The sequence below is a fragment of the Amycolatopsis sp. NPDC057786 genome, assembly GCF_042797905.1.
GTDB lineage: Bacteria > Actinomycetota > Actinomycetes > Mycobacteriales > Pseudonocardiaceae > Amycolatopsis.
Window position 1 is genome coordinate 24,553 of the sequence record NZ_JBHVKW010000022.1, and the last position, 19,053, is coordinate 43,605.

13 protein-coding genes are annotated in these 19,053 nt (G+C 70.5%); 4 read left to right on the forward strand and 9 right to left on the reverse strand.

Features of this window, described 5'->3' with window-relative positions; translation table 11 throughout:
* Positions 1-32 precede the first annotated feature (32 nt).
* Positions 33-3,116, reverse strand: a complete 3,084-nt coding sequence (locus tag ACFVM3_RS15075; RefSeq protein WP_378439020.1) for a translation initiation factor IF-2 N-terminal domain-containing protein — start codon at positions 3,114-3,116, stop codon at positions 33-35.
* A 525-nt stretch (positions 3,117-3,641) separates the two neighbouring features.
* On the opposite strand from ACFVM3_RS15075, the gene ACFVM3_RS15080 reads away from it, so the two are divergent.
* Positions 3,642-5,072 (forward strand): S8 family serine peptidase, encoded by a 1,431-nt coding sequence (locus ACFVM3_RS15080; RefSeq protein WP_378439022.1) that lies wholly within the window; start codon positions 3,642-3,644, stop codon positions 5,070-5,072.
* A gap of 4 nt (positions 5,073-5,076) precedes the next feature.
* Here the strand turns inward: ACFVM3_RS15080 and ACFVM3_RS15085 are convergent, their stop codons facing one another.
* Genes ACFVM3_RS15085 through ACFVM3_RS15095 form a run of 3 tightly spaced genes read right to left on the reverse strand, consistent with a single transcriptional unit; the run spans position 5,077 to position 7,635 of the window.
* Entirely contained in the window at positions 5,077-5,904 is an 828-nt protein-coding gene (locus tag ACFVM3_RS15085) for an ABC transporter permease (RefSeq protein ID WP_378439024.1), read from the reverse strand.
* Between the two features lies 1 nt (position 5,905).
* Positions 5,906-6,721: an ABC transporter permease gene (locus ACFVM3_RS15090; protein WP_378439026.1), complete on the reverse strand. Its 816-nt coding sequence runs from the start codon at positions 6,719-6,721 to the stop codon at positions 5,906-5,908.
* A complete protein-coding gene (locus tag ACFVM3_RS15095; protein ID WP_378439098.1) occupies positions 6,721-7,635 on the reverse strand; it encodes an ABC transporter ATP-binding protein in 915 nt (304 codons plus the stop codon). Before ACFVM3_RS15095 ends, ACFVM3_RS15090 begins: the two co-directional genes overlap by 1 nt.
* A gap of 118 nt (positions 7,636-7,753) precedes the next feature.
* On the opposite strand from ACFVM3_RS15095, the gene ACFVM3_RS15100 reads away from it, so the two are divergent.
* Positions 7,754-8,764, forward strand: a complete 1,011-nt coding sequence (locus tag ACFVM3_RS15100) for a M14 family zinc carboxypeptidase (RefSeq protein WP_378439028.1) — start codon at positions 7,754-7,756, stop codon at positions 8,762-8,764.
* Between the two features lie 83 nt (positions 8,765-8,847).
* On the opposite strand, the gene ACFVM3_RS15105 is transcribed toward ACFVM3_RS15100, so the two are convergent.
* From ACFVM3_RS15105 to ACFVM3_RS15120, 4 genes are all read right to left on the reverse strand, one after another.
* Complete coding sequence (locus ACFVM3_RS15105) at positions 8,848-12,192, reverse strand: phosphodiester glycosidase family protein (protein ID WP_378439099.1); 3,345 nt, start codon at positions 12,190-12,192, stop codon at positions 8,848-8,850.
* Positions 12,193-12,319: 127 nt separating this feature from the next.
* Complete coding sequence (locus tag ACFVM3_RS15110) at positions 12,320-13,063, reverse strand: maleylpyruvate isomerase family mycothiol-dependent enzyme (RefSeq protein WP_378439030.1); 744 nt, start codon at positions 13,061-13,063, stop codon at positions 12,320-12,322.
* Positions 13,064-13,118: 55 nt separating this feature from the next.
* Positions 13,119-13,529 (reverse strand): nucleoside-diphosphate kinase, encoded by a 411-nt coding sequence (ndk, locus tag ACFVM3_RS15115; protein ID WP_005158515.1) that lies wholly within the window; start codon positions 13,527-13,529, stop codon positions 13,119-13,121.
* 64 nt (positions 13,530-13,593) lie between these two features.
* Entirely contained in the window at positions 13,594-13,941 is a 348-nt protein-coding gene (locus tag ACFVM3_RS15120; RefSeq protein ID WP_192745848.1) for a helix-turn-helix domain-containing protein, read from the reverse strand.
* Positions 13,942-14,053: 112 nt separating this feature from the next.
* Between ACFVM3_RS15120 and ACFVM3_RS15125 the strand changes: the two genes are divergently transcribed.
* On the forward strand, positions 14,054-14,968 hold the full coding sequence (locus tag ACFVM3_RS15125) for an NAD(P)-dependent oxidoreductase (protein ID WP_378439032.1): 915 nt from the start codon (positions 14,054-14,056) through the stop codon (positions 14,966-14,968).
* Here ACFVM3_RS15125 and ACFVM3_RS15130 read toward each other — a convergent pair.
* Positions 14,901-16,451, reverse strand: coding sequence for an alkaline phosphatase D family protein (locus tag ACFVM3_RS15130; RefSeq protein ID WP_378439033.1), 1,551 nt, complete (start codon positions 16,449-16,451; stop codon positions 14,901-14,903). The two genes, ACFVM3_RS15125 and ACFVM3_RS15130, sit on opposite strands and share 68 nt — an antisense overlap.
* Before the next feature lie 160 nt (positions 16,452-16,611).
* Between ACFVM3_RS15130 and ACFVM3_RS15135 the strand changes: the two genes are divergently transcribed.
* Positions 16,612-18,993, forward strand: a complete 2,382-nt coding sequence (locus tag ACFVM3_RS15135; RefSeq protein WP_378439035.1) for a penicillin acylase family protein — start codon at positions 16,612-16,614, stop codon at positions 18,991-18,993.
* Positions 18,994-19,053 lie beyond the last annotated feature (60 nt).

Consider the following 19,053-nt stretch of genomic DNA (forward strand, 5'->3'; position numbering starts at 1 on the left):
TGCGATCACACCGGGGTGCCCCTAGGTGTTCACTAGCTCTTTTCCGACGCCTTGACCGGCGGACCGGCCGGCCGTGAGGCCGCCCGTCGCGGACGACGGCGGGTCGTGGAGCGCACGGCCGGGGCCGGGACGTCCACCTCGGGCTCGGTCTCCTCCTGGGCCACCGGGGCCTCGGGCGCGGAAACCTCTTCCGTCACAACAGTCTCAGCGGTCACCGGAACCTCGGGTGCTTCGGGCTCCGGGCCGGATTCCGCGACGACGGCGATCTCTTCTTCACGCACGGCCGGAGCCTCGTCGTCCGAAGTCGTCACCGGCTCACCGGCGAGTTCGGTCGCGGGCGCCTCGGCGACCGGCTCCCGGACCGGCTCGGAAGCCGCCTCGGCCGCCTGTTCGACGGTCGCGTCGGCTACGGGCTCCGAAACCGCCGCCACCGGCTCAGCGGGCTGTTCAGCCGCCTGCGGGGCGTGGCCGTTGAGCGCGGCGCCCTCGACGTTCTCGGTGGCCTCGTGCGAGTGCTCGCCCTTGGCCGCCTTGGTGGCGTTGGCCACGGCCTGGACCGCCGAAACCACCGACTCGCGCTGAGCGGGCGCCGGCGCCTCGACCTTGGCCGCGGCGGGTTCGTTCTGACCCTGGTCCTCGCCCTTGCCCCGGCCGCGGGACCGGCGGGAGCCCTGCTCCTTGCCGCCGCCACCGCCGCTGCCGCCGTGGTTGTGGCCGTTGCCGCCACCAGCGGTGCGCTGCGGCTCGGTCGAGACGACCACGCCGCGGCCCTTGCAGTGCTCACACGGCGTCGAGAACGCCTCGAGCAGCCCGGTGCCGATCTTCTTGCGGGTCATCTGCACCAGGCCGAGCGAGGTGACCTCGGCGACCTGGTGACGCGTGCGGTCGCGGCCGAGGCATTCGGTCAGCCGTCGCAGCACGAGCTCACGGTTGGATTCGAGCACCATGTCGATGAAGTCGATGACGATGATGCCGCCGATGTCCCGGAGCCGGAGCTGGCGGACGATCTCCTCCGCCGACTCCAGGTTGTTCCTGGTCACCGTCTCTTCGAGGTTGCCACCCGATCCGGTGAACTTGCCGGTGTTGACGTCGATGACCGTCATCGCTTCGGTGCGGTCGATGACGAGGTAGCCGCCCGAGGGCAGCCAGACCTTGCGGTCCAGCGCCTTGGTGATCTGCTCGTCGATCCGGTGGTCGGCGAAGGCCGAACCGGTGCCCGTGTACCGCTTGACGCGATCCGCCAGGTCCGGCGCCACGTGCTGGACGTAGTTGTAGATGGTGTCCCAGGCCTTGTCGCCCTGGATCTCCAGCTTGGCGAAGTCCTCGGTGAACAGGTCGCGCACGACCTTGACCAGCAGGTCCGGCTCCTCGTAGAGCATCACCGGGGCGCTGTTCTTCTTGCCGCCGTTGCCCGCTTCGGCCTTCTCCTTGATGACGTCCCACTGCGCCTTGAGGCGGCGGACGTCGCGGTCCAGCTCCTCCTCGCTGATGCCTTCGGACGCGGTGCGGATGATCACACCGGCGTCCTCGGGGACGATGCGCTTGAGGATGTCCTTCAGGCGGCGGCGCTCGTTCTCCGGGAGCTTCCGGGAGATACCGGTGGCACCGCCCGCGGGCACGTAGACCAGGAACCGACCCGGCAGCGAGATCTGTGTGGTCAGCCGGGCGCCCTTGTGCCCGACCGGGTCCTTGGTGACCTGGACCAGCACGGAGTCACCGGTGGAGAGCGCCTGCTCGATCTTGCGGGCCTTGCCCTCGAGTCCGGCGGCGTCCCAGTCGACCTCACCGGCGTACAGCACGGCGTTGCGGCCGCGGCCGATGTCGATGAAGGCGGCCTCCATCGACGGCAGCACGTTCTGCACGCGGCCGAGGTACACGTTGCCGACGATCGAGCCGGTGCCCGACGAGGTCACGAAGTGCTCGCACAGGACGCCGTCCTCGAGCACGCCGATCTGCGTGGAGTCACCCTTCTCGGCGACGACCATGGTGCGCTCGACCGACTCGCGGCGGGCGAGGAACTCGGCCTCGGACAGGATCGGCGCACGACGACGGCCCGCCTCGCGGCCGTCCCGGCGGCGCTGGCGCTTGGCCTCGAGCCGGGTCGAGCCGCGCACGCTGCGGACCTCGTCCCTGGCGGGACGTTCGGTCTCGGCGGCCTTGGCCTGGCGCACGTGGACGACCGTGTTGGGCGGGTCGTCGCTGGTGGCTTCGGCGTTGTCGTCGTCCCCGCCCTTACGGCGGCGGCGGCGACGGCGGCGCTTGCTGCCACCGTCCGAATCGCCGTCGTTGTCCGAATCGGCCTCGGCGGACGCCTCTTCGGCGGTCTCGCCCGCGGTCTCCTCGGTCTCGGCGGCCTTGTCCTTCGCCCGCTGCTGACGGTTACGCGGGGCTTCGGGCTGCTCGTCTTCGTTCTCGGACTCGGCCGAGTCCGAGCTCTCGTCGCCGCCCTTGCCCCGGCCGCGCCCACGGCGTCCACGACGACGGCGGCGACGGCTGTTGGCGTCGTCACCGTCCTCGTCGGTGCCGTGCCCTTCGGCCTGCTCGGTCTGCGTCTCGTCCTCGTCGGAGGCGGTTTCCTCGGTCGGGGTGAAGGCGGGCTCCGGCTTGCGGGCCGGCTTCGCCGCGACGGGCTCCGGCGGCAGGAACACCGGCGACGGCGCGGCGAACACCGGGACGTGCACGGAGGCCTTCGCGGGCCTGGTCGTCGCCTGCGGCGGCTCCGGCGTCACCGGGGCGGCGAGCGCGGGCGGAACACGCCGCGAAGGGGCCTCCACCTGCGGAGCGGGCTCCGGCTCGGCCTCGGGCTTGGTCTCGGGAGCCGCCGGGGTCTCGGCGACGGGAGCTTCGGCGGCAGGGGCCGCCTCGGCGCTTTCGGGCTCGTCTCCGCCGGCGAGGGCTTCGGCGAGCTTGTGCGCCACCTCACGCGTGACGCTGGACTGCGCGCTCCGGACGGTTTCGCCGAGCTCACCGAGCTTGGCCATCAGTTCACGGCTGTTGGTCCCCAGCAGCTTCGCCAGCGCGTGCACCCGGATCCGGGGAGGCAGTTCGCCCAGCTGGCTTGCGATGGGTGTGGCGGTATTCCCGCCGGTGACGGCGGGTGTGTCCGCGTTCGACATATATCTCCTCCGCCCCCGGGCGCGTCGGCTGGCTCTCACCGGCTCGACGCGGCCGCGCAGGGGCCCCTTTCTGTTCGTTCCGCCGTGGTGGTCACCAGCAGCGGGAATCCTTGCCCGGCACCGCGACGGCGCCGGGGTTGTCCGGGCGCCGCGTACGGCTGAAGGTCTGCTCGGCGGAGCGCTGGCCACGTTCGCGACATCGGGCCGCCCGCCACGTCGTCGAGCCGCATACAGCGGCGACGCGTGTGGAGGATGTGCAGCACACCACCGGGCCACGAGACCGCGAGCGCCACCTCTCACGTGTGCCCGTCGGCCAGCGGCCACCGCGAGTATCCCACACACCGGCCCCACTCCGGTGTACTCGGTGCCACAGAGCCGCCTCCCGGGCGCGCCGCGGCCACCGGCCGAGCGAACTTCGCGGAAGAGCTTGTCGGCCCGGCCGAGGGTGGCTAGCGTGCCGCTCGGGGGTACTGAAGCGTAGGCCTCGGTGCCCTCGTTGTCCGATGTTCTCCGGTGGGAGGTCCGGTGTCCCTGCTGGGGCGGTCCCTGCGAGCGGCCGTGTGCGCCTTGGTGGCGCTCTGCGGCTCGGTCGCCGCTGTGGCGACGGCCGAGGCCGAGCCATCGTGCCATCCCCAGGGACGGGCGCTGCGTTATGTCGTCGCCTTCGACAAGGGCACTTCCGAGGCCGAGGCCAGGGCCGCCATCGACGGCGGCTGCGGCAGCACGACGACCTACTATCCGCAGATAGCGGTGGCCGTGGCGACCTCGGCCGACCGTGCCTTCGCCGACTTGGTCCGGCCCGCCGCCGCGTTCAGCGCGCAGGCGGAACGGCTGGCGGTGCAGCGCGCCAACGGCACGTCACCGGCCAGGTCGGCGCCCGCTCGCGCCGAACTCCAGCCGACGGATCCGGCGAAGGTCCCCTCCGCCGACCGCTCCGGCGAGCAGTGGGACATGCGCGCGATCGGCGCCGACAGGGCCAGGGAGATCGAACCGGGCGACCGGGACGTCGTCGTGGGCGTCCTCGACTCCGGTATCGACTCCGCCCATCCAGAACTGGCGGGCGCCCTCGACCCCGGGAAGTCCGCGGGCTGCCTGACCGGCGTGCCCGACCGGAACTGGGCCGCGACGACGTCGGTGCACGGCACCCACGTCGCGGGGATCATCGCCGCGGCCGACGACGGCAAAGGCATCACCGGGGTGGCGCCCGGCGTCCGGATCGCCTCGGTGAAGGTGATCGACGACCGCGGGTACGCCGACCCCGAAGCCGCCGTCTGCGGCCTGATGTGGGCCGCCTCACAGGGCATGGCCGTGACCAACAGCAGCTACTTCGTCGACCCGTGGTCGCTCTCGTGCGCCCACAACGACGAGCGGGGCGTGGTCAACGAGGTCATGGCCCGCGCCGTCGAGTACGCGACCTCGGCGGGCACCCTCAGCATCGCGGCGGCGACCAACGAGGCCGCCGAGCTGGTGCCATCGCCGCGCTCGGGTGCCCGGTCCGGCTCCGAAGGCTGCCAGGCGCTGCCCGCCGGCCTGCGTGACGTCGTCGCGGTGTCGTCCGTGAGCGAGGAGCGGGTCAAGGCCGGCTACAGCTCGTACGGGCTGGGCGTGATCGACGTGACCGCTCCCGGCGGCGAGGCCGGGCGGTGCGTGCTCTCGACCGTTCCCGGCGGCTACGCGCCGCTGTGCGGGACGTCGATGGCCGCGCCGCACGTCGCCGGGGTCGCGGCGTTGCTCGCGTCGAAGCATCCAGGCTACAGCGCGCGCCAGCTGAGGCGGACGCTGGACGCCCAGGCCACCCCGATCACGTGCCCCGCCGACTACGACCTGACCGGTGACGGCTCCCAGGACGCGTACTGCACCGGTTACGCGGGGTTCAACGGCTTCTACGGGCACGGCATGGTCGACGCGCTGGCCGCGGTGGCGCCGCGGCGAACGGGCGCGAACCCGGCCCGCTGACCGGTCAGCGCAGCAGGAGCTTGCCGAACCGCTTCGAGGACGCGTAGATCCCGACCGCCGCCAGCGCCACCAGATACGCCACGTTCCCGAGCATGCTCCACGACAGGACGCCCGCCGAGAGGCCGCGCATCAGCTCGATCCCGTGGTACAGCGGGAAGACCTGCACGATCCACTGGATCCCCGCCGGGTACACCGACAGCGGGTAGAACGTCGTGGAGAACAGGAACAGCGGCATCAGCACGAGGTTGATGTAGTCGAACTGCGACACCGACCGCAGGAAGGTCACCAGCACGATGCCGATGGCCGAGAACGCCATCGCGATCAGCAGCGCCGCCGGGATCATCAGCAGGGCCCACCACGAGCCGGGCAGCCCCATCACGGTCATCACGCCGAGGAAGGTCGCCGAGTAGATCCCGCCGCGCAGCACCGACCAGCCGACCTCGCCGAGCGCGATGTCCAGCGGCCCGATCGGGGTGGCGAGCATGGCGTCGTACAGCTTGGCGTACTTCAGCTTGAAGAACAGGTTGTACGTCGAGTCGAGGATCGCGCCGTTCATCGCCGACGCCGCGAGCAGGCCGGGCGCGACGAAGGCGACGTAGCTCATCGCCTGCCCGCCGGGCCCCACGACCTCGCCGACGAGCTTGCCGAAGCCGAGCTGGAAGGCCATCAGATAGAACAGCGGCTCGAAGACGCCGGACACGAACAGCATCCAGGCGTGCGAATACGTCAGGAAGGTGCGCTCCAGCACCGCCGTCGACCGCCCGCTGTACAGCGCGGACGGCAGGATGCGCAGCAGCACCCCGCGACGCGGGGCTTCGGTGAGCACCGCCATTTCAGACCACCAGCCGTCGGTAGAAGTACTTGTGCGCCAGCGCCCAGCCCACCCCGGCCAGCACGACCAGGAAGGCGAGGTGGCCCAGCGTGGCGAGCGGGCCGACGGTGCCGAGGCTGACCGCCCTCGCCGCCTCGTTGCCGTGCCACAGCGGGGAGACCCAGGCGATCCACATCAGCGGGGCCGGCAGTTCGGTGATGGGGAAGAACGTGCCGGAGAACAACGTCATCGGGATCAGGACGAACCGGAACACGAGACCGAACCGGGTGCCCTCGTCGTAGGTGGTCGCGGCCAGCGCCATCACCGGCGTGCCGCACGCGATCCCGGTGAGCGTCCCGATCAGGATGACGGCGAGCACGCCGAAGCTCGTCCAGGAGCCGAAGAGCGCCGCGATGACGGCGTAGATCGTGCCCGCCAAGGTCAGCCGCAGGCTCACCCACATGATCTGACTGCCGAGCACCTGTCCCGGCGTGATCGGGGTGGCGGTGACGGCGATGTAGTCCTGCTGCCACTTGAACCCCGACAGCACCGGGTAGCTCGACTCCCCCACCGCCAGCTGCGCCGCACCCGCCACGAGCAGCGCGGGGGCGACGTACTCCAGGTACGAGAACCCGCCCGTCGCCGCGCCGGCCTGGACCTGTGAACCGAACCCGAGCCCCATCGCGGCCAGGAAGAGCACCGGTTGCAGGCCTGTCGAGTACAAAGTGGACACCCAATACCGGCGGTACCACATCCAATGGCCCTCGACCCGCAGCCAGGCTCCCGCCCAGCGCGAGACCACGCGGCCCGTCGACGCCTTCGTCTGCGCGGTGGTCATCAGTCCACCAGCGTCCGGCCGGTGAGGCGGAGGAAGACGTCCTCCAGCGAACTGCGGCGGACCAGGCTCGACAGCGGACGCAGCCCGCGCGCGTGCGCCTGTTCGAGGGTGGCCTCACCGGTCATCGTGTAGAGGAGGACACGGTCCGGCAGCACCTCGACGCGTTCGGCGAGGCCTTCGATCCGCTTCGCGGCCGACTCCTGCTCGCCGTTCGGGAAGCGCAGCTCCACGACCTCGCGGGTGGAGTACCGGCTGATCAGGTCCGCGGGCGAGCCTTCGGCGGCGATCCGGCCGTTGTCCATCACGACCAGCCGGTCGCAGAGCTGCTCCGCCTCGTCCATGTAGTGCGTGGTGATGATGAGCGTGGTCCCGCCGGCCTTGAGCCGGAACAGCCGGTCCCACAACAGATGGCGGGCCTGCGGGTCGAGCCCCGTCGTCGGCTCGTCGAGGAGCAGCAGCTCCGGGTCGTTGACCAGGGACCGCGCGATGGTCAGCCGCCGCTTCATCCCGCCGGAGAGCGAATCGACCTCCGCGTTCGCCCGGTCGGTGAGCTGGGCGAACTCCATCAGCTCCTCGGCCTTGCTCCGCACGTGCGACCGGGAAAGCCCGAAGTAGCGGCCGTAGATCTGCAGGTTCTGCCGGACGGTGAGCTCGGTGTCCAGGTTGTCCTGCTGCGGCACCACCCCGAGCCGGGCTCGGATCTTCGGCCCCTCGACGTCCGGATCCATCCCGAGGACCCGCAGGTCACCGTCGGTGCGCGGGGAGACGCTCGCGATCATCCGCATGGTGGAGGACTTGCCCGCGCCGTTGGGCCCGAGGAAGCCGAACGCCTCCCCCGGCCGGACCTCGACGTCGATCCCGCGGACGGCCTCGAAATCGCCGAATCGCTTGACCAACGCCTTCGCCTGCACCATCGCCGGTTCGTGCTCTGAGTCACCCACGGTAGGCACCCTAGGACCTGCCACCGACAGAATTCGACCGGTTTATCCGGCCCCTTGTCGGCCGTTGCCCGCTCGTCGATACTCACCGTCCATGAGTCTCAAGCCCAGAATCGCCCTGTTGTCCGTTTTCGTCAGCGCCGGGCTCCTGGTGGCGCCCGCCGCCCAAGCGGCGGAGACCGGTGCGGCCACTGTGGACCCGCGGCCGTCCACCGCCAAGCTGGCCTTCGAACTGCACAAGCTGGCGGCGCTCAGCCACGGCAAGATCCGGGTGGACAGGATCGGCCGCAGCAACGAGGGCCGTCCGGTGTGGGCGGCCAGGGTCGGTCATGGCAAGACGCGGATCCAGTACGTCACCCAGCAGCATGGCGACGAGCCGCTCGGAACTCCCGCCGCGCTCGAATTCCTGCGCAAGGTCGGGGTCGGGCACAGCCCGTGGGCGCAGAAGCTGCTGGCGAAGGTGACCGTGGACATCGTCGTGCGCGCCAACCCCGACGGGCACGAGCGCGACTGGCGCTACAACTACGACCCCGACGCCACTCCCGAATACGGTGAGAAGGGCAAGGGGTACGACATCAACCGCTACCACGACCCGGCCGTGGCACCGAAGGACAATCCGGCCACCGAAGCGGGCCTGATCCAGCGACGGAACGCGTCGTTCAAGCCGGACATCATGGTCGACTACCACATGCAGGGCCGTTACCGGGACGCCAACGGCAAGGAGATCACCGCTTCCACGATGTGGCCGACGCATCCGGGCGTGAAACCGTCCGATGTGGACTTCGCGAAGCAGGTCGCGGTCGTGGTGCAGCGGTCGATCGACGCCAACGGCGGCTATGTCTCGCAATACCCCGGCGGTTCGTACCAGGGTATCGCGCGCAACGGCTACGGGCTGCTCGGCAACGGCAGCGTGCTGATCGAACTGAGCCTCATCCCGGAGCGGGAACAGCAGCAGATCCAGGACGCGCTGGCCTCGATGCTCGCGATCGCGCAGTCCGCTGCCGACGGTTCGGTGCGGAAGGTGGACCCGGCCGACGCCGAGGCGATCCCGCCGCGGGGTCCGGCGCTGCCGGGGTCGGTCGAAGAGGAGCACGAAGCCGCCTGACGCTCGTGGGCTGAAGGGGCCCTTCACCGCGTGCGACGCGGTGAAGGGCCCTTTCATAGCGTGTAATGCGGTGAAGGACGCTTTCAGCCCACGGTGACCGAGAGGCTCCGCGTGACCCCGTTGACGGTGACCGACAGGTTCGCCGTCCCGGGCCGCAGCGCGGTCAGCACCCCGGTCGCCGGGTCGAACGACGCGACGTCCCAGGGCATCGCGGGCAGGAACCCGCCGGCGACATGCGTACCCCAGCCGCCCTTCCAGTCCGCGCTGACCGGGTACGAGACCGGCACCTGACGTGCTCCCTGCGTCACCACGGCCCGGATGTCCGCCTTCTCCCCACGAGCCAGCGACGAAGGTCCGGAGACCGTCAGCGCGTCGACGTTCGGCCGCGTCTCGAACCGCACCGGCTGCGCCCTGTCCCCCGGTTCGAACCGGACCATCGTCCAGCCGACGAACCCGCCGTCACCGGGGGCCGCCGCGGGCGACTTCCCGGAGTTGCCGTTCACCAGATACGGCACGCCGTCGACCCGCGAAAGGTCGAACACGCCCGCGTGTGAGGCGATCGCGGCCGCCTGCTTCCCGGATTCGCGTTCGAAGGCGGTCATCCAGCCGGTCAGCATGGCGGCTTCCTTGCGGTCGGCCAGCTGCGAGTTCCCGGCGGGGCTCGGATCCTTGACCGGATGGTGCATCGCGACGACCACGCCGCGGATCCGCTTGTCCGCCTTCGCGCCGTCGAGCGCCTCGCGCAGCATCCGGATCTGGTCGAACCCGCCCGCGCGCAGCGAACCGCGCGAGGAATCCATCAGCACCAGCCGGATCCCGGCGATATCGGCGACGCGATGGGTCTCCCCGAACGCCGCCTGGAACTCCGCGAGCCCGTGCCCGCCGTCGGCTTCGTGGTTGCCCGGAACGTAGTACCAGGGCGCCTTGCCGGCCAGTTCCTCATCGATGATCGAGCGAGCCAGCACGAAGTCGGCCGCCGTGCCGCGGTCGACGAAGTCGCCGTTGATCAGCACGAGATCCGGTTTCGCCGCCACCGCCTCGCGCAGCGCGCGCCGGGCCTGGGCGACCAGCGGGCCGTCGGGCTGGTCGGCGGTGAACTGCGCGTCGCTGACCACGGCGATCCGCAGGCCGCCGGTCGCGGTGCCGTCGGTGATCAGCGCCGGGTCGCGCGGGGCCGGATCGGCGGGGACGGCGGCCGCGGGTGCGACCTCGAAGGTGAGGTCGTCGAAGACCAAACGTCCCTCGTACTGCTGAGCCGGGACGTTCTCGACGGCGTAGAACTTCGTCAGCCGCTGCCCGTCGGGAAGCCCGGCGGGGATGGCCGCGCGCACGTAGCGCCAGCCCGTCCAGTCGACGCTCAGCGACAGATCCACGACGGACGGGACGTTGGCGGCGTCACGGAGTTCCGCCCGCAGCCAGGCACCCTTCGCGTCGCCGTTGACCCACAGACCGACCCGCTGCGTGCCGGGGGGCAGCGCGATCGGCGCCGCCGAGTTGACGTACGCCGCGCGCGTGGCGTTGGTTCCGTTCAGCCGGTAGTCCAGCGCGAGACCGCGTCCGCCGTCCCGGCCGGGTGCCTCGGAAAGCGCGGCGCCGACGACGGCCGGGAAGACACTGGCGGACCAGCCCGCCGGGCCGTCCAGTGGGGACGCAACGCGGGATTCCGTGCCCACGGAAGCCGCCAGATGCGTCACCTTCCCGCCGGCGGTGGCGGTGATCGCCGAAGCGCCCGACGCCTTGAGCGCGGTGACCGCGAACCCGTCACCGGACGGTTCGATCTTCACCACCGCGGGGTCGTAATCGAGTTTGACGTCGTCGGGCTCGATCCACGTGCCGTAACCGTCGGCGTCGTAACCGAACACCTTGAAGGTGCTCTTCGCGCCCTCGCCGGACAGTGCGACCTGCTCGGTGCTCGTGCCAAGACGGACCGGGGAGCCGAGGACGTTCAGCGTGGCCTTGCCCATGACACCGCCGCGTTTCGCGTAGACGTCGACGTCCGCGGGCGCGTCCGGCCGGAGCCGGTCGGCGTGCGCGGTGAACACACCGTCGGTCACGGTGCCACGGATCGGATTCGTACTGAGCCACTGGACCTTGCCATCGACGGCGGCGCCGGTCTCGTCGTGACCGCCCGCGGCGAGTTTCCGCGTCAGCCCGGAGAGCACGCGCGTCGCGTCGGCGGTGTCCTGCGCGGGACGGGGCGCGAATCCGGTCAGGCGTCCGCTTCCCGGTGTGGTCGCGACGCCGATCCCGTTGGGCACCAGGCGTTCCCCGCCGTCCGACGGCGAGTTGCGGACCAGCGGCGTCTTCTCCCCCACTTCACGGGCGAGCATGGTCGACGAGCCGCCGCCGTCGAGGTTGAGGGCGTCGTCCGCGCCGAGCGACTTCATGTGGCGCGCGAGTTCCAGCTCCGTCATGCCGCGGCTGTCCGCCTGACGGCCGTCGACCGTCGCCAGCCACATCTTCGTGCCGTCGGCCGAGAACCCGACCGCGGTCCGGGGATGCATCGCGACGTTGTCGACCGGCTGGACCGCGCCGTCGCGCAGCAGGACCTTGTTGCCGCCGATCGAGACGGACAGCTTGCCCGCGTCACTCTTCGGCGCGTACGTGACCCCCACCCGGTCGCCGGTCTTCAAGCCGGACAACGTGTCCACGCCGCCGTCACGGGCGAGCAGGACCGTCGCGCCGGCCGCGATCGGGCCGTCCGCGGGCTGCGGCCGCACCTGCGTGACGACGCCGTCGGAGACCTCGACCTCGACGACCCGCCGGGCGCCCGCGACCGAGGTCCGCCGCGAGGACGCGCCCCACAACGGCGTGTAGACGCCGATCGCGTCACCGCTCAGCACGGGGCTGTTGAAGTTCGACGCGGGCACGACCCGGCCGTCCGGAAGGGTGACCGACGCGTCGAGGAACACCTCCGCGAGCCGTGCCTTGCCTTCCTCGGTGATCGACGCGGTCAGGTTGTGGCCGCGCGCGGGCGCCGTCTGGAGTTTCCCGGCGTCGATGCCGACGCCGATCGGCGCGCCGCTGGCGTTGATGTCGAAGAAGTCGCCGTTGACCCCGGCGACCGCACCGGACCTGGCGACCTGCTGCGAAAGCGGTGTCCGCGCGGAAACCGTGCCAGGGCTGAGATACGTCGGCTTGAGGGTCTTGCTGGTGAGGTCGACGGCGAGGGTGTCGCCGCGGATCCAGCCCGCCGGGTCGTAGCGGTCGAACTCGGTGAGGCTCAGACCCGGTGCCACGCGCGAAGTCGCGCTGGTGGTGACGAGTCCGTCGTCGGGCGCGGCCACGGCGTACGCGGACGGCCCCTCCTTCGCCGAGGAGGCCGCGGGGGCGGCTTCGACGGGCGCCGGACCGAGCGGAGCGGCCAAGGGATCGGCGTGCGCCGGTGCGGCGACGAACAATCCGGGCAGCAGGGCAGCGAGCAGCAACAGGCGTGAATTTCTCACGAATTACCCCACGATCGAGTGATAGGCAGCATCGCTCAGCACAGCGGACGCGAGCCGCCAGGAGAAGACCCCGAGGTGAACGTGAACCGAACGGCGTAGGGCGCGAAGGTCAGGGCGTGACCGGCCCGGCGAGGAAGGTCTCGGCCGCCTCTACGTCACCGGTGATCTTGATACCCGAAGCGGCGAGTTCGATCCGTTGCCACAGCAGCAGATCCAGCTCCTCCGCGGGCCCTTCGACGACGGCGCCCGCGGCCTCGGCGGGGTCCGCCCGCCGTGAGCCGGGAACGTCGGTATCACCCGGCGGTGTGATCAACCAGGCGTCTCCGGTGTCGGAGGTCTTCAGCAGCAACGGAACGGTGACCGTCGGCGGAGTGTGCCAGCGTTTCACCTTCGGCAGCATGGCGAGGAGGACCTCGTCCACGCCGTCGGCGGCGAGGGACGGGTCCAGGGTGTAGCCGGTCCCTGCCGAGCGGTGCGCGTCGAGCAGGTGCACCGCGGTCTCGTGGACCTGGCGGCGGAACCAGAAGGCCTTGGTCTTGTCGGCGGCGGTGAAGTTCCAGGCACCGTCGTGCGGGGAGGCTTCACGCAACGCCTCGATGAGTTCGTCCGCGCTTTCGCGGTACCAGGCGGCGAGATCCCCGTCCGGCTCGGCTTCGAGGTCCTGCGGGCCGGGGTCGCCGGTGCGCACGATCCCGGCCGCCCAGCGGTGGACGTTGCCGAGGTGGACGGCCAGGTCACGCAGGCGCCACTCCCCGCAGCACGGCACGGGCGCGGCGTGGTCCCCGGTGCGCACGACCCGCGCGAAACCGGCGGTGAGGTCCCGCAAGCGCTCCAGGTACTCGTCCGGTGTCATCGTGGCTCCCCAGGATCGTGGACGGCGCGGCGCTCCCGCGCCGTCCACGATTCTGTCAGACCTCGGGGAACCAGAGCTTGAGCTCGCGCTCGGCCGACTCCGGGGAGTCCGAACCGTGCACCAGGTTGTACTGGGTCTCCAGCGCGAAGTCGCCGCGCAGGGTGCCGGGGGTGGCCTTCTCGACCGGGTCGGTGCCGCCGGCGAGCTGACGGAACGCGGCGATGGCGCGGGGGCCCTCGACGGCGATCGCGACCAGCGGGCCCGAGGTGATGAACTCGAGGAGGTCGCCGAAGAACGGGCGCTCCTTGTGCTCGGCGTAGTGCTCCTCGGCGACCGAGCGCTCGACGGTGCGCAGTTCGAGGGCGGCGAGCTTCAGGCCCTTGCGCTCGATGCGAGCGATGACCTCGCCGACGAGGCCGCGCGCGACGCCATCGGGCTTGACGAGGACCAGCGTGCGTTCAGTCACGGCGGTATTTCTCCTTGGGTGGGATTCGTGCTATTCGCCCGGAGCCTACTGGGTGCTTCGCGGCTCACTTCACTTCGGACCAGGGAATGGCCTCGATCCGTTCGAGGTGCTCCTCGCCCCACTCCCCGAGCGCGGCCATCGCGGTGTTGAGGGAATCCCCGAACTCCGTCAGCGAATACTCCACCTTCGGCGGAACCTGGTGGTACACCTCGCGATGCAGTAGTCCGGTGGTCTCCATCTCGCGCAGTTGCAGGATCAAAACCCGCTCGCTGATACCGGGCACCGCGCGGCGCAGCTCCCCGAAGCGCAGCGGCCCGTCCTGGAGCGCGAACAGGATGAGGCCTTTCCATTTGCCGCCCATGACGGCGATCGCGGCGTCGAGGCCGCAGGTGAACGTCCGGTTCTTGGTCATCGCTTCACATACCTTTTTGTCAGTACCCGGCAAAATAGTAGGTACTTGATCTAATGTACGCGACCGCCCAGCATGGAGTCATCCCGAAGATTTCCTTTGACTGGAGCGAAAAATGCCGAAGACGCCGGTGACCGTCGTGGGCCTCGGTTCGATGGGTTCGGCCCTGGCGGACGCCTTCCTGGCGGCCGGGCATCCGACCACCGTGTGGAACAGGACGGCCTCGAAGGCCGATCCCCTCGTCGCACGGGGAGCCGTCCTGGCCGCGACGGCCGGGGACGCGGTGCGGGCGAGCCCGGTGACCATCGCCTGCCTGACCACCTACGAAGACACGCGCGCGACCTTGGAGCCCGCTTCCCTGACCGGACGCGCTCTGGTGACCCTGAACAGCGGCTCACCGGCGGGAGCTCGCCGCATGGCCGAATGGGCGAAGGAGCACGGCGCGCGCTACCTCGACGGCGCGATCAAGAACGTGCCGTCGGCTGTCGGAGCGCCGGACACGCTGCTGTACTACGGCGGCGACAAGACCGTCTTCGACGAGCACCTGGACACGTTGCGGGTGCTGGGCGGCGACACCGTCCACCTCGGCGGGGACAGCGACCTCGCGGCGCTGTACGAAACGGCCGTCGGCGGCACCCTGCTGCCCGCGCTGGTCGGGTTCTTCCAGGGTGCCGCCGCGCTGCGGTCGCGCGGGCTCGAAGCCGCCACGCTCCTGCCCTACGCCACCAAATGGTTCGAGATGATCATCTCGGTGCTTCCGATGTACGCCAAGGAAATCGACAACCGCGACTACTCGGATCCCGCGGCCTCGGTGGACATCTTCCACGCCGGTGCCGCCGCCGACCTCGAACTGGCCGAGGAAGGCGTCGACGTCGGCTGGCAGTCGCCGCTGCACGACCTCGTGCGGCGGGCCGCCGAGGCCGGGCACGGCGACCGCAGCATCGCGGTCCTGACGGAACTGCTCAGCGTTGGGGCTGAAGGGTCTTCGACCACAGCGAAGCGCCGGTCGCGTCCCTCAGGTCGACCGTGAGCACGCCACTCCGTCCGTCGATGTTCACCTCACCGAAGTGCTGGAAGCCGTCGGCGGGCGAGGTGTTCGCGGCGGGCGGGGCGTGCACGAACACCGCTTCCGGCCCGAACGTCGGGTCGAGCTTGTTCGGGCCGAACGCGCCGGCGTTGAGCGGGCCGGAGACGAATTCCCAGAACGGGTCGAAATCGGTGAAGGACGCGCGATCCGGCGAATAGTGGTGCGCCGCGGTGTAGTGCACGTCGGCGGTCAGCCAGACGACGTTGCGCACCCGGCGCCGCGAGATCTCCCGCAGCACCCAGGCGAGTTCGGTCTCGCGGCCGCCGGGCGCGCCGGGGAGTCCGTTGGCGACGCCTTCGATGGCCTTGCCGTCCGGGACGGTGAGACCGATCGGGAGGTCGGCCTGGATGATCTTCCACGTGGCGGTGCTGCGGTCGAGCGCGTCGACGAGCCAGCGCGCCTGACGGTCGCCGAGGACGTGGCCGGGCTTGGTCTGGTCCGAGGTGTTGGCGTCCTTGTAGGTCCGCATGTCCAGCACGAAGACCTCGGCGCGCGAGCCGTGCCGGAAGTTGCGGTACACACGGCCGTCGACGGCCTGGCGCCGGTCGATCGGGTGCCATTCGTGGAACGCCTGGAACGCGCGGGCGGCGAGCACGTCGACGCGCTTCTCGGTGTATTCGGGGCGGTCGTCGAGGATCTCACCCGGGTACCAGTTGTTCACGACTTCGTGGTCGTCCCACTGGACATACGCGGGCACGTTCGCGGTGAAGCGCTTGAGGTTCTCGTCGAGGAGGTTGTAGGCGAACTGGCCGCGGTACTCGTCGAGCGTCTCGGCGACCTTCGCCTTCTCCGGGGTGACGATGTTGCGCCACACGCGCCCGCCGGGCAGCGCGACGGTCTCGGTGAGCGGCCCGTCGGCGTAGACCGTGTCTCCACAGTGGAGGAACAGATCGGGACGGCGGTCCGCCATCGCGCGGTAGATCGTCATCCCGCCGCGTTCGGGGTTGATGCCCCAGTTCTGCCCGGCGACGTCGCCGGACCACAGCAGCCGGACGTCCGAGCGGCCGACCGGGGCGGTGGCGAAGCGGCCGGTGACGGCTTCGCTGCGAGCGCGGCCGTCGAGGTCTTCGGCGGTGACGCGGTAGTGGACCTCGGTCCCCGGCATGAGGCCGGCGACGCGGACCTTGCCGGTGCCGCCGGTCTCCGGGCTCATCACCGGGCCGCGCACGACGCGCGCGTGCCGGAACGACGGATCCCGGGAGATCTCCACGATCAGCCGCGAAGGCCGGTCGGCGCGCGACCAGACGATGCCGGAACCGGTGGTGACGTCGCCGGACTGGACACCGTGGGTGAGCACCGGACGGTCACGGCGGAGCAGCGGGACGGCGTTCGCGGCCCCTGGCAAGAGCAAGCCGCCCGCGACGGCTCCAGCGCCGGTGAGACCGGCTTTGAGCAGCGTGCGGCGGTTGTGGTGGGAAGCGGTCATGGCGCGGTTCTATCCCGCGGCCACGGCCGGTGGGCCAACGGCGGTTGACCTGGTGATGAACGAACGGACGGTAGCCGGCTCAACCGTTCGGCCGATGCTTCCCGCCGCTCGCCGCCGGTAGCGTCGATCACCGGGGACGATCGATCCGGATGGGGGAACGATGCGGAGATTCCAGCGTGGGCTCGTGCTGCTCACGGCGGCTTTGGCGGTGGCGAGCGTCACGGCCGGGGTTTCGTCGGCGGACGAGCTGGGCCGGTCGCGGGCGGTGATCCGGTACACCGAGTACGGCATTCCGCATATCGCGGCGAAGGACTTCGACGGCCTCGGCTACGGCTACGGGTTCGCCGCGGCCAAGGACAACATCTGCGAACTCGCGAACACCTATCTGACGGTGTCCGCGCGGCGCTCCGCGTACTTCGGCGCCGGCGGACAGGGCAATCCGGCGATGAGCGAGGCGGAGAACAACCTCGACAGCGACCTGCACTTCCAGCGGATCAACGACTCCGGGGTGATCGAAAGGCTTCTCGAGCGGCCCGCGCCGCACGGCCCGCGGACCGAGGTGCGCGAGCTGGCGGCCGGATACGTCGCTGGCTACAACGCGTACCTGAAGCAGACCGGCGTCCAGCGCATCACCGATCCGGTGTGCCGCGGCGCGGACTGGGTCCGGCCGATCACCGAACTCGACTTCTACCGGCACTTCTACGCCGTCTCCTCGGTGGGCGGGCAGGGCCTGCTCGCCGCCGACCTCGTCCGCACCCAGCCGCCGTCCACAAAGGACGTTCCGGCCGCCGGGCCGGAGTCGGCGCCGAAGATCGCCGACGGCCTCCGCGAGACGATGAAGACCGGCGAGCTCGGCAGCAACGGCATCGCCGTCGGCGGCGACGGAACGAGGTCCGGCGGCGGCCTGCTGCTCGGGAATCCGCACTATCCGTGGCAGGGCGGGCGCCGGTTCTGGCAGTCGCAGCTGACCATCCCCGGCCGGTTCGACGTCGCGGGCGGGAGCCTGCTGGGGCTCCCGTTGCCGCAGATCGGCCACAACGCCGACGTCACGTGGACGCATACGGTGTCGACGGCGATCACGTTCGGCCTCTTCGAAGTGCCGCTGACCCCCGGCGACCCGACGACCTACCTCGTCGACGGGAAACCGGAGAAGATGACCACGCACGAGGTGAAGGTCGAGGTCCGGGAGCCGGACGGCGAGCGGCGGCAGGTCGCCCGCACCTTCTACGGAACGCGGTACGGCCAGGTCGTCGGTTCGGCGTTCGGCGTGCCCACGCCGTGGACGACGAAGTCCGCCCACGCGCTGCGCGACGGGAACGCCGGAAACCTGCGCGGCCTCAACACCTGGTTCGAGCTGGCCGGATCGCGCAGCACCACGGACGTCGCCACCGCACTCGCGCGCACGCAGGGTGTCCCGTGGGTCAACACCCTCGCCGCCGACCGGGCGGGCAACGCGTTGTACAGCGACATCCAGGTCGTCCCGCACGTCACCGACGAGCGGGCGGCGAACTGCGGGACCCCGCTGGGCCGCGCACTGTTCCCCGGTACCGGACTCTCCATTTTGGACGGTTCGAAATCGTCGTGCGACTGGGGTTCCGACCCGGATTCCCTGGAACCGGGCCTGTTCGCACCGTCCCGGCTGCCGCTGCAGCAACGACGTGACTACGAACTCAACGCCAACGACAGTGCCTGGCTCTCCAACGCCCGTGCGCCGATCGCGCCGCTCCCCCGGATCGTCGGCTCGACCGGAACCCAGCGGTCGGACCGGACGCGGGAAGCGTTGATCGCCACCGAAGAAGGCATGACCGGCAAGGGATTCACGCCGTCGTCGATGAAGGACATGCTGTACCGCGGCCGAAGCCGCACCGCGGAACTCGCCGCCGCCGACACGGCGAAGATGTGCGCGGCCTTCCCCGGCGGCCAGGCTCCGTCCACGTCGGGGCCGGTGCCCGTCGGCAACGCCTGCACGACACTGGCTTCCTGGGACCGCACGTTCCGGCTCGACAGCCGCGGCGCACTCTTCTTCGAGCGGTTCAGAGACCGGCTCGGCGGGCTCCGGGGCATCTGGCAGGTGCCGTTCGACCCGAACCGGCCTGTCACCACCCCGAACACCCTCGCGACCGGGAATCCCGACGTGCAGAAGGCCTTCGGTGACACGCTCGCGGAATTCCGCGCCAACGGCATCCCGGTCGACGGCAGGCTCGGCGACCACCAGACGGTGACCCGGGCCGGACAACGGATCCCGATCCACGGCGGGCCGGGTGACCTCGGCGTGCTGAACGTGATCACGGCGCTGTGGGATCCGGCCAAGGGCAACCACGAGGTCGTCCACGGATCCAGTTATGTCCAGGTGGTCGGGTTCGACGGCAAAGCCTGCCCGGACGTCTCGACGATCATGACGTACTCGCAGTCGGCCGACGTCACGTCACCGCATTTCGCCGACCAAACGCGGTTGTACTCGCGGGGTGGCTGGGTGCGGGGACGGTTCTGCGCCGCGGACATCGCGAGGTCACCGGAGCTGAAGGTGGTGAGGCTGCGCTGAGCGCGCGATCACGCGCGAAACTCACGTGATCGGAGACGTAACTCGCGTGCTTGGAGGCGT

Coding starts and splice junctions, on each gene's coding strand:
- ACFVM3_RS15075 (WP_378439020.1), bottom strand. CDS start 3,116: ATGTCGAACGCGGACACACCCGCCGTCACCGGCGGGAATACCGCCACA.
- ACFVM3_RS15085 (WP_378439024.1), bottom strand. CDS start 5,904: ATGGCGGTGCTCACCGAAGCCCCGCGTCGCGGGGTGCTGCTGCGCATC.
- ACFVM3_RS15090 (WP_378439026.1), bottom strand. CDS start 6,721: ATGACCACCGCGCAGACGAAGGCGTCGACGGGCCGCGTGGTCTCGCGC.
- ACFVM3_RS15095 (WP_378439098.1), bottom strand. CDS start 7,635: ATGGTGCAGGCGAAGGCGTTGGTCAAGCGATTCGGCGATTTCGAGGCC.
- ACFVM3_RS15100 (WP_378439028.1), top strand. CDS start 7,754: ATGAGTCTCAAGCCCAGAATCGCCCTGTTGTCCGTTTTCGTCAGCGCC.
- ACFVM3_RS15110 (WP_378439030.1), bottom strand. CDS start 13,063: ATGACACCGGACGAGTACCTGGAGCGCTTGCGGGACCTCACCGCCGGT.
- ACFVM3_RS15120 (WP_192745848.1), bottom strand. CDS start 13,941: ATGACCAAGAACCGGACGTTCACCTGCGGCCTCGACGCCGCGATCGCC.
- ACFVM3_RS15125 (WP_378439032.1), top strand. CDS start 14,054: ATGCCGAAGACGCCGGTGACCGTCGTGGGCCTCGGTTCGATGGGTTCG.
- ACFVM3_RS15130 (WP_378439033.1), bottom strand. CDS start 16,451: ATGACCGCTTCCCACCACAACCGCCGCACGCTGCTCAAAGCCGGTCTC.
- ACFVM3_RS15135 (WP_378439035.1), top strand. CDS start 16,612: ATGCGGAGATTCCAGCGTGGGCTCGTGCTGCTCACGGCGGCTTTGGCG.